This is a genomic window from Bilophila wadsworthia ATCC 49260 (assembly GCF_000701705.1).
GTDB classification, from domain to species: domain Bacteria; phylum Desulfobacterota; class Desulfovibrionia; order Desulfovibrionales; family Desulfovibrionaceae; genus Bilophila; species Bilophila wadsworthia.
Genome location: NZ_JNJP01000130.1, coordinates 1 through 7,131 on the forward strand (window position 1 = coordinate 1; position 7,131 = coordinate 7,131).

6 protein-coding genes are annotated in these 7,131 nt (G+C 61.9%); all 6 read left to right on the forward strand.

Annotation, left to right across the window (positions count from 1 at the left end; translation table 11 throughout):
- Positions 1–89 precede the first annotated feature (89 nt).
- The gene (locus tag T370_RS0120560; protein WP_005028039.1) at positions 90–1,553 is read left to right on the forward strand and encodes a TrkH family potassium uptake protein; all 1,464 of its coding nucleotides are present in this window, start codon (positions 90–92) and stop codon (positions 1,551–1,553) included.
- Between the two features lie 131 nt (positions 1,554–1,684).
- On the forward strand, positions 1,685–2,332 hold the full coding sequence (locus tag T370_RS0120565; protein WP_005028038.1) for a phosphatidylserine decarboxylase family protein: 648 nt from the start codon (positions 1,685–1,687) through the stop codon (positions 2,330–2,332).
- 54 nt (positions 2,333–2,386) lie between these two features.
- On the forward strand, positions 2,387–3,139 hold the full coding sequence (gene pssA, locus T370_RS0120570; protein ID WP_005028037.1) for a CDP-diacylglycerol--serine O-phosphatidyltransferase: 753 nt from the start codon (positions 2,387–2,389) through the stop codon (positions 3,137–3,139).
- Between the two features lie 190 nt (positions 3,140–3,329).
- Positions 3,330–4,901 carry a 2-isopropylmalate synthase gene (locus tag T370_RS0120575; RefSeq protein ID WP_005028036.1) on the forward strand — a complete coding sequence of 524 codons (1,572 nt, stop codon included), beginning with the start codon at positions 3,330–3,332 and terminating at the stop codon, positions 4,899–4,901.
- A gap of 235 nt (positions 4,902–5,136) precedes the next feature.
- Complete coding sequence (gene leuC, locus T370_RS0120580) at positions 5,137–6,396, forward strand: 3-isopropylmalate dehydratase large subunit (protein WP_005028035.1); 1,260 nt, start codon at positions 5,137–5,139, stop codon at positions 6,394–6,396.
- Between the two features lie 148 nt (positions 6,397–6,544).
- Positions 6,545–7,048, forward strand: coding sequence for a 3-isopropylmalate dehydratase small subunit (locus T370_RS0120585; protein ID WP_005028034.1), 504 nt, complete (start codon positions 6,545–6,547; stop codon positions 7,046–7,048).
- Positions 7,049–7,131: the final 83 nt, after the last annotated feature.

Consider the following 7,131-nt stretch of genomic DNA (forward strand, 5'->3'; position numbering starts at 1 on the left):
AGGGAGGGGTTTGGGGAGGGGAAGGGGCGCCTTTCTCGAGAAAGGCGCCCCTTCCCCTCCCCAATCTTTCCTCCTCAAGAAGGTCAGCCATGCAAATACGTTCGGTTCTGTTTATCGTGGGAGTGCTGCTGGTGTGCGTGGGCGCGTCGCTGGTGCTGCCGCTCGGGGTATCGCTGTGGTATGGGGACGGGGCCTTCCTCGGCCTGCTCTCGTCGCTGGTGATCATGGTGGGCGGCGGGCTCGCGCTGGCGTATACCAACCGTTCGCAGACGCCCCTGAACCTGACCTTGCGCGATGGGTTCGCCGTGGTGGGCATCTGCTGGATCGTGGCGAGCTTCGCGGGCGGGCTGCCGTTCGTGCTGACGTCGACGGCCTCGGTGACGGATGCGGTTTTTGAGGCCGCGTCGGGCTTCACGACCACGGGCGCGACGATTTTTGCAGATATCGAGGGCCTGCCGCACGGCCTGCTCATGTGGCGCAGCCTGACCCACTGGATCGGCGGCCTCGGGATCATCCTGCTCTCGCTGATCGTGTTGCCCCTGCTCGGCGTCGGCGGGATGCAGCTGTACCGGGCGGAGGTGACGGGGCCGAGCCCCGACAAGCTCACGCCGAGGATGCAGGACACCGCCCTCACGCTTTGGCGGGTCTACTGCCTGATGACGATCGTGCTGACCGTGCTGCTGTACATCGCGGGCATGGATTGGTTCGACGCGCTCAACCACAGCTTTTCGACCGTGGCGACGGGCGGCTTCTCGACCAAGAACAACTCCATCGCGGCGTATCCGCAGGCGTCCATCCAGTGGATATTGATTTTTTTCATGTTCATCGCGGGCATCAATTTTTCTCTGCACGCGCAGGCGCTGAGGGGCGTGGTCAAGGTCTACCTGCGAGATCGGGAATGCCGTTTTTATACCGTGCTGCTCATCCTCGGCTCGGCGGTCATCGTGGCGGGGCTCGTGGAGCACGGCCTGTTTGGGATGCGTTCGTTCCCGGAATTCGAGGCGGTCACGCGGGCGGCGGTGTTCCAGCTTGTCTCCGTTTGTACGACCACGGGGTTTGTTTCGGAAAATTTCAACCTCTGGCCCTCCATTACCTTGGTCATCATTTTGATGTTCATGCTGATGGGCGGCTGCGCGGGGTCCACGGGCGGCGGCGTCAAGGTCATGCGCCTCGTGATGCTGTTCCGGCTGGCGTATCTGGAAATCTTCCGCCTGCTGCACCCCCATTCCGTGCGCCATCTCAAGATCGCCGGGAAGTCCGTGCCCGTTGAAGTCATCTCGGGGGTGGTTGGTTTTTTCCTGTTGTATCTTATTGTTACTACAGTGGGTACGATTGTCCTGACCGTGCAGGACATGGATCTGGTGAGCGCGTTCACGGCGACGCTGACCTGCATTTCCAACGTGGGGCCGGGGCTCGGCAGCGTGGGGCCGGTGGACAACTTCAGCCATGTCCCGACGCTGTCCAAATGGGTTCTGACATTGTGCATGTTGCTGGGCCGTTTGGAGATTTACGCCATCCTCGTGCTGTTCATCCCCGAGTTCTGGCGGGACTAGCCGGGCCGTATGCGGAGCGGCGATGCAGGGTTGCATCCGTGGCCTTTTTCGGTCATGATCCGAAAATCACGTTTAACCTTGTTGGGCCGGGAAGGGCAGCCGTTCCCCGGCCATAAAGTGAAGGATGACAGATGCGAAAAGGCAATATCGGTGTGGCGCCGGAAGGGCTGCCGTTTCTCTTTCTGCTCGCGCTGACGGCGCTGGCGTTCGCGGCGTTGCGTTTTTGGCCGCTGGCGCTGGTTTTTCTTGTGCTCACCTGGTTTTCCGGGCATTTTTTCCGGGACCCCGAGCGTGTGGTGCCCTCGGAGGATGACATCGCCGTCAGCCCCGCCGACGGCCGGGTGATCCGCGTGGAGCCGAAAGCCGATCCCATCACGGGAGAGGTCCGGCCCTGCATCAGTATTTTCATGAATGTGTTCAATGTGCACGTCAACCGTTCGCCCGTCGCCGGACGGGTGGAGGCCATCCGCTATTTCCCCGGCAAGTTCTTCAACGCCGCGCTCGACAAGGCGTCCACGGACAACGAACGCTGCGCGTACCTTGTGCGCGACGACGGCGGGCGGTCATGGGTTATGGTGCAGGTGGCGGGGCTCATCGCCCGGCGGATCGTCTGCCGCGTGGAAGAGGGCGACACCCTCGCCCGCGGCGAACGCTACGGCATGATCCGTTTCGGCTCTCGGGTTGACCTCTATCTTCCTCCTGACTATAGTGCTGTCGTTGCCAACGGTGATGTGGTCGCGGCAGGAGAAAGCATCCTGGCCAGAAAATTTCAGGCCTAGCGCCTCTTCGACGCGGCCGGAATCTGCTCGCAGGATTCCCACAGGTACCTTATTATGCAAGAAGAAAAACCCGTTCGGCGGGGAGTGTATATCCTCCCGAACCTTTTTACCACTGCCAGCCTGTTTACGGGCTTTCTTGCCATGCTCCTCGCGGTGCAGGGCAATATTGAAGGCAGTGCCCTCGCTATCCTGTTCAGCGCCCTCATGGACGGCCTGGACGGGAAAGTCGCCCGTTTGACCAACACGGCCAGCGAATTCGGCATCCAGTACGACTCGTTGGCCGACCTCGTCGCTTTCGGCGTCGCTCCCGCGTTCACCTCGTGGATGTGGGTGCTCGAAGGCTACGGCAAGCTCGGCATCGGCGTGGCCTTCCTCTATGTGGCCTGCACAGCCCTGCGCCTGGCGCGTTTCAACGTCTGCGTCACCACGGTGAGCAAGAAGTTCTTCGTCGGGCTCCCTTGCCCGGCCGCCGGGTGCGCCGTCGCCATGTTCATCCTCTTTTCCTCCTATCTCCCGTCATGGTTGGAAGCCCGCACGCCGTTCCTCGGGCTGGTCGTCACCTTTGTGATGGCCCTGCTCATGGTCAGCCGCGTGCGCTATTTCTCGTTCAAGGAATACGGCTTCTTGAAGACACATGCCTTCAGCTCCATGATCTCCGCTTTGCTTGTGTTCGTGCTCATCTTGTCTCAGCCCGTTGTCTTCGGGTTCCTGTTGGGCGCGATCTACCTTCTGTCCGGCCCCATCTACACCTACATCATTCTGCCCCGCCGCAACCGGCAGCTCCTAGGGAGCCTTACGCAGAATTAACGGTAGATGGCGCTTTGATCCAGGGGAGGGAAGGGAACCTGATTAGAGCGGTTCCCTGTCCCTCCCTTCTGCATATGAGATCTTTTTCACGGAAAACAGCAATAAAACCGTATAGTTAAGAGAAGTCGCATCGGGCGGCGTCGGGACTGAGACGGACTGTTTCCGGCTGAAAGACTCCAAGGAGAATCCCATGTCCAATCGCGTCATTATTTTCGACACGACGCTCCGCGATGGCGAGCAGTCCCCCGGCGCTACCATGAACCTCCAGGAAAAGCTCCGTATGGCGCGTCAGCTGGAAAGCCTCGGCGTGGACGTCATCGAAGCCGGTTTCCCGGCCTCCAGCGTGGGCGACTTTGAAGCCGTTCATGCCATCGCCAACGCCGTCACCGACGTGCAGGTCGCCGCGCTCGCCCGCTGCAACAAGAACGACATCGACCGCGCATGGCAGGCGCTGAACGGGGCGCGCAACCCGCGTATCCACGTCTTCCTCGCCACGTCGCCCATCCACATGGAGTACAAGCTCCGCAAGACCCCGGATCAGGTCGTGGAAATGGCCGTCGCCGCCGTGCGCCACGCCGCCAAGTACACCAACAACGTGGAATTTTCCGCCGAAGACGCCTCGCGCTCCAATCCTGATTTCCTCGTCCGCGTGTTCACCGAGGTCATCAATGCCGGGGCCACCACCATCAACGTCCCCGATACCGTCGGCTATGCCCAGCCCGACGAATACGGCAAGCTGATCAAGTACGTCATCGAAAATACCCCGAATTCCCACAAGGCCGTGTTCAGCGTGCACTGTCACGACGACCTCGGGCTCGCCGTCGCCAACAGCCTGAGCGCCATCCAGAACGGTGCCCGCCAGGCCGAAGTGACCCTTTGCGGCATCGGCGAACGCGCGGGCAATGCCTCTCTGGAAGAAATCGTCATGGCGATGAAGGTCCGCCCCGACGTGTACGGCGTGGACTGCGGTATCCAGAACGAGCAGCTCTATCCGGCCTGCCGCCTGCTGTCGCTCATCATCGGCCGCCCCATCGCCGCCAACAAGGCCATCGTGGGCAGCAACGCCTTTGCGCATGAGTCCGGCATCCATCAGGACGGCATGTTGAAGAACCGCGAAACCTACGAAATCATGACGCCCCAGTCCATCGGCCGCAAGTCCACGGACCTCGTCATCGGCAAGCATTCCGGCCGCAACGCCGTGCGTACCCGCCTTGAGGAACTGGGCTACCGTCTGGACGACGAGCAGGTCAACGTGGTGTTCGCCGCCGTGAAGGACCTTGCGGACAAGAAGGCCAACGTGCATGACGAAGACCTCGAAGCGCTGGTCTTCTCCGAAGTCTACCGCCTGCCGGATCGTTACCGTCTGGGCAACGTCTCCGTGCAGACGACCATGGGCTCCTCCATGCCCGCCACCGCCGCCGTGGTCATCCAGGCCGGGGAAGAGGAAATGCGCCGCGCCGGGTTCGGCGCCGGTCCCATCGACGCGACCTTCAACGTCATTTCCCAGATTGTAAGCCGCGCCCCTGATCTGGAGCAGTTCAGCATCAACGCCATCACCGGCGGCACGGACGCGCAGGGCGAAGTGACCGTGCGCCTGCGCGAGGGTGAATACAGCGCTACGGGCCGAGGTTCCGACCCGGACATCATTGTCGCCAGCGCCAAGGCCTATATTGATGCCCTGAACCGTCTCGATCACAAGGAACGCGACGCCCTCCGCACGCAGGAAGCCACCGGCGAACCGGCCATCAATACGTGCAACTGAGGCGCGGAGCCGGGGGAAAGCCATAACGGGCCGTTCCTCCGGTTTCCGCCCTCGGTCCGGCTGATGGGCGGTGCCGCGTTTTTCCTGCGCGGTCCCGGTTTCCGGCGGGAAAGCGGTTTGCCGGGCGCTGGTCTTTCGGTCGAAAAAATGTTGTAACGATTCCGATTGATGAGGAAACGCGGAATGGCGTTTTCGCCCGTCGGTCGGGAAACCTTTTACCTTCTGGAGCCGTCCCATGCCTCATACTCTTGCCCAGAAAATCCTTCAGGCCCACACGGATGAAGAAGTCCGTGAAGCCGGGCAAATCGTCAACTGCCATCTTTCCGGCGTGCTCGCCAACGACATCACCGGACCGCTCGCCATCAAGTCCTTCCGGGCGATGGGCGCGGCCAAGGTGTTCGACAAGGATCGCGTCTTTCTGGTGATGGACCACTTCACCCCGCAGAAGGACATCGATTCCGCCAATCAGGTGATGGTGACCCGCAAGTTCGCGCAGGAAATGGACGTCACCCACTACTATGAAGGCGGCGACTGCGGCGTCGAGCACGCCCTCCTGCCCGAACAGGGCCTCGTGAAGCCCGGAGACCTCGTGATCGGCGCGGACAGCCACACCTGCACCTACGGCGGCCTCGGCGCATTCGCGACGGGCCTCGGCTCCACCGATGTCGCCGCCGGTATGGCGCTCGGCAGGCTGTGGTTCAAGGTGCCCCCGACCATCCGCGTGGAATTTGAAGGCAAGATGCCCAAATGGCTGCGCGGCAAGGACCTGATCCTGCGGCTCATCGGTGATATCGGCGTGGACGGCGCCCTGTACAAGGCGCTGGAATTCGGCGGCGAAACCCTCTCCGAGCTCGACGTCGAAGCGCGCCTCTGCATCTCCAATATGGCGATTGAAGCGGGCGGCAAGTGCGGCCTGTTCCCGTCCGACGAGAAAACGCTCGCCTATTGCCGCGATCACAACAGCCCCGATGCGAAACTCATTGCGCCCGATGCCGGTGCGACGTATGAAAGAATCGTACGCATCGATGTGAGCAACATGGAGCCGCAGGTGTCCTGCCCGCACCTGCCCGAAAACACCAAGCCCGTTTCCGAAGTGAAGGACGTGACCGTCAATCAGGTGGTCATCGGCTCCTGCACCAACGGCCGCATCTCCGACATGCGCGACGCCGCCGAAGTGCTCAAGGGCCGCAAGGTCGCCAAGGGCGTGCGCTGTATCGTCCTGCCCGCGACGCCCACCATCTGGCGTCAGGCCATGAAGGAAGGGTTGTTCGACATCTTTACCGATGCCGGCTGCATCGTTGGCCCGCCCACCTGCGGCCCCTGCCTCGGAGGCCACATGGGCATTCTTGGCGACGGCGAGCGTTGCATCGCCACCACCAACCGCAACTTCCGCGGCCGCATGGGCAGCCTCGAAGCCGAAGTGTATCTTGCCAGCCCCTGTACGGCTGCGGCTTCCGCCGTCACCGGCGTGATCACCAGCCCCGAAAAGTTGTAATGCCGTCCGGTCGGGCCGCCTCTCAAGGCGGCCCGGAGTGCGAGGCGTACCGGAGCGGTTCCGCCCGGCCGCCTCGGTTCCGCCGCATCCTTTCGGAGCGTGCGGACCCCCGTGGATTTTTCTAGCGAGAGTACTACAGGAGAAACATATGCCTTTCACTGGTGTATCGCATAAAGTCGGCGAACATATCGATACCGACGCCATCATCCCGGCCCGTTTCCTTGTGACGACCGATCCCAAGAAGCTCGGCGAAAACTGCATGGAAGGCCTTGAGCACGGCTGGGTCAAGCGCGTGCAGGTGGGCGACATCCTCGTGGCCGAGCGCAACTTCGGTTGCGGCTCTTCCCGCGAGCACGCCCCCATCGCCATCCTCGGCGCGGGCATGAAGGCCGTCATCGCGCACAGCTTCGCCCGTATCTTCTACCGCAACGCCTTCAACATGGGGCTGTTGCTGCTGGAAATCGGCGACGACGTGAACAAGATCAAGGACGGCGACAAGCTCGAAGTCAGCCCCGAAGAGGGCGTGATCAAGAACCTGACCACCGGCGAGACCATCAAGGTGCCCGCGCTGTCCCCCGTCATGCAGAACCTCATCGACAAGGGCGGACTCGTGAACTACGTCCGCGAAGAGATCGAGGCTGAAGGGAAGTAGTGGGATAGAATGGAAGATTGGGGAGGGGAGAGGGAACCTTTCTGAAGAAAGGCTTCCCTCTCCCCTCCCCAAACCCCACCCCT

Coding starts and splice junctions, on each gene's coding strand:
- T370_RS0120560 (WP_005028039.1), top strand. CDS start 90: ATGCAAATACGTTCGGTTCTGTTTATCGTGGGAGTGCTGCTGGTGTGC.
- T370_RS0120565 (WP_005028038.1), top strand. CDS start 1,685: ATGCGAAAAGGCAATATCGGTGTGGCGCCGGAAGGGCTGCCGTTTCTC.
- T370_RS0120585 (WP_005028034.1), top strand. CDS start 6,545: ATGCCTTTCACTGGTGTATCGCATAAAGTCGGCGAACATATCGATACC.
- leuC (WP_005028035.1), top strand. CDS start 5,137: ATGCCTCATACTCTTGCCCAGAAAATCCTTCAGGCCCACACGGATGAA.
- T370_RS0120575 (WP_005028036.1), top strand. CDS start 3,330: ATGTCCAATCGCGTCATTATTTTCGACACGACGCTCCGCGATGGCGAG.
- pssA (WP_005028037.1), top strand. CDS start 2,387: ATGCAAGAAGAAAAACCCGTTCGGCGGGGAGTGTATATCCTCCCGAAC.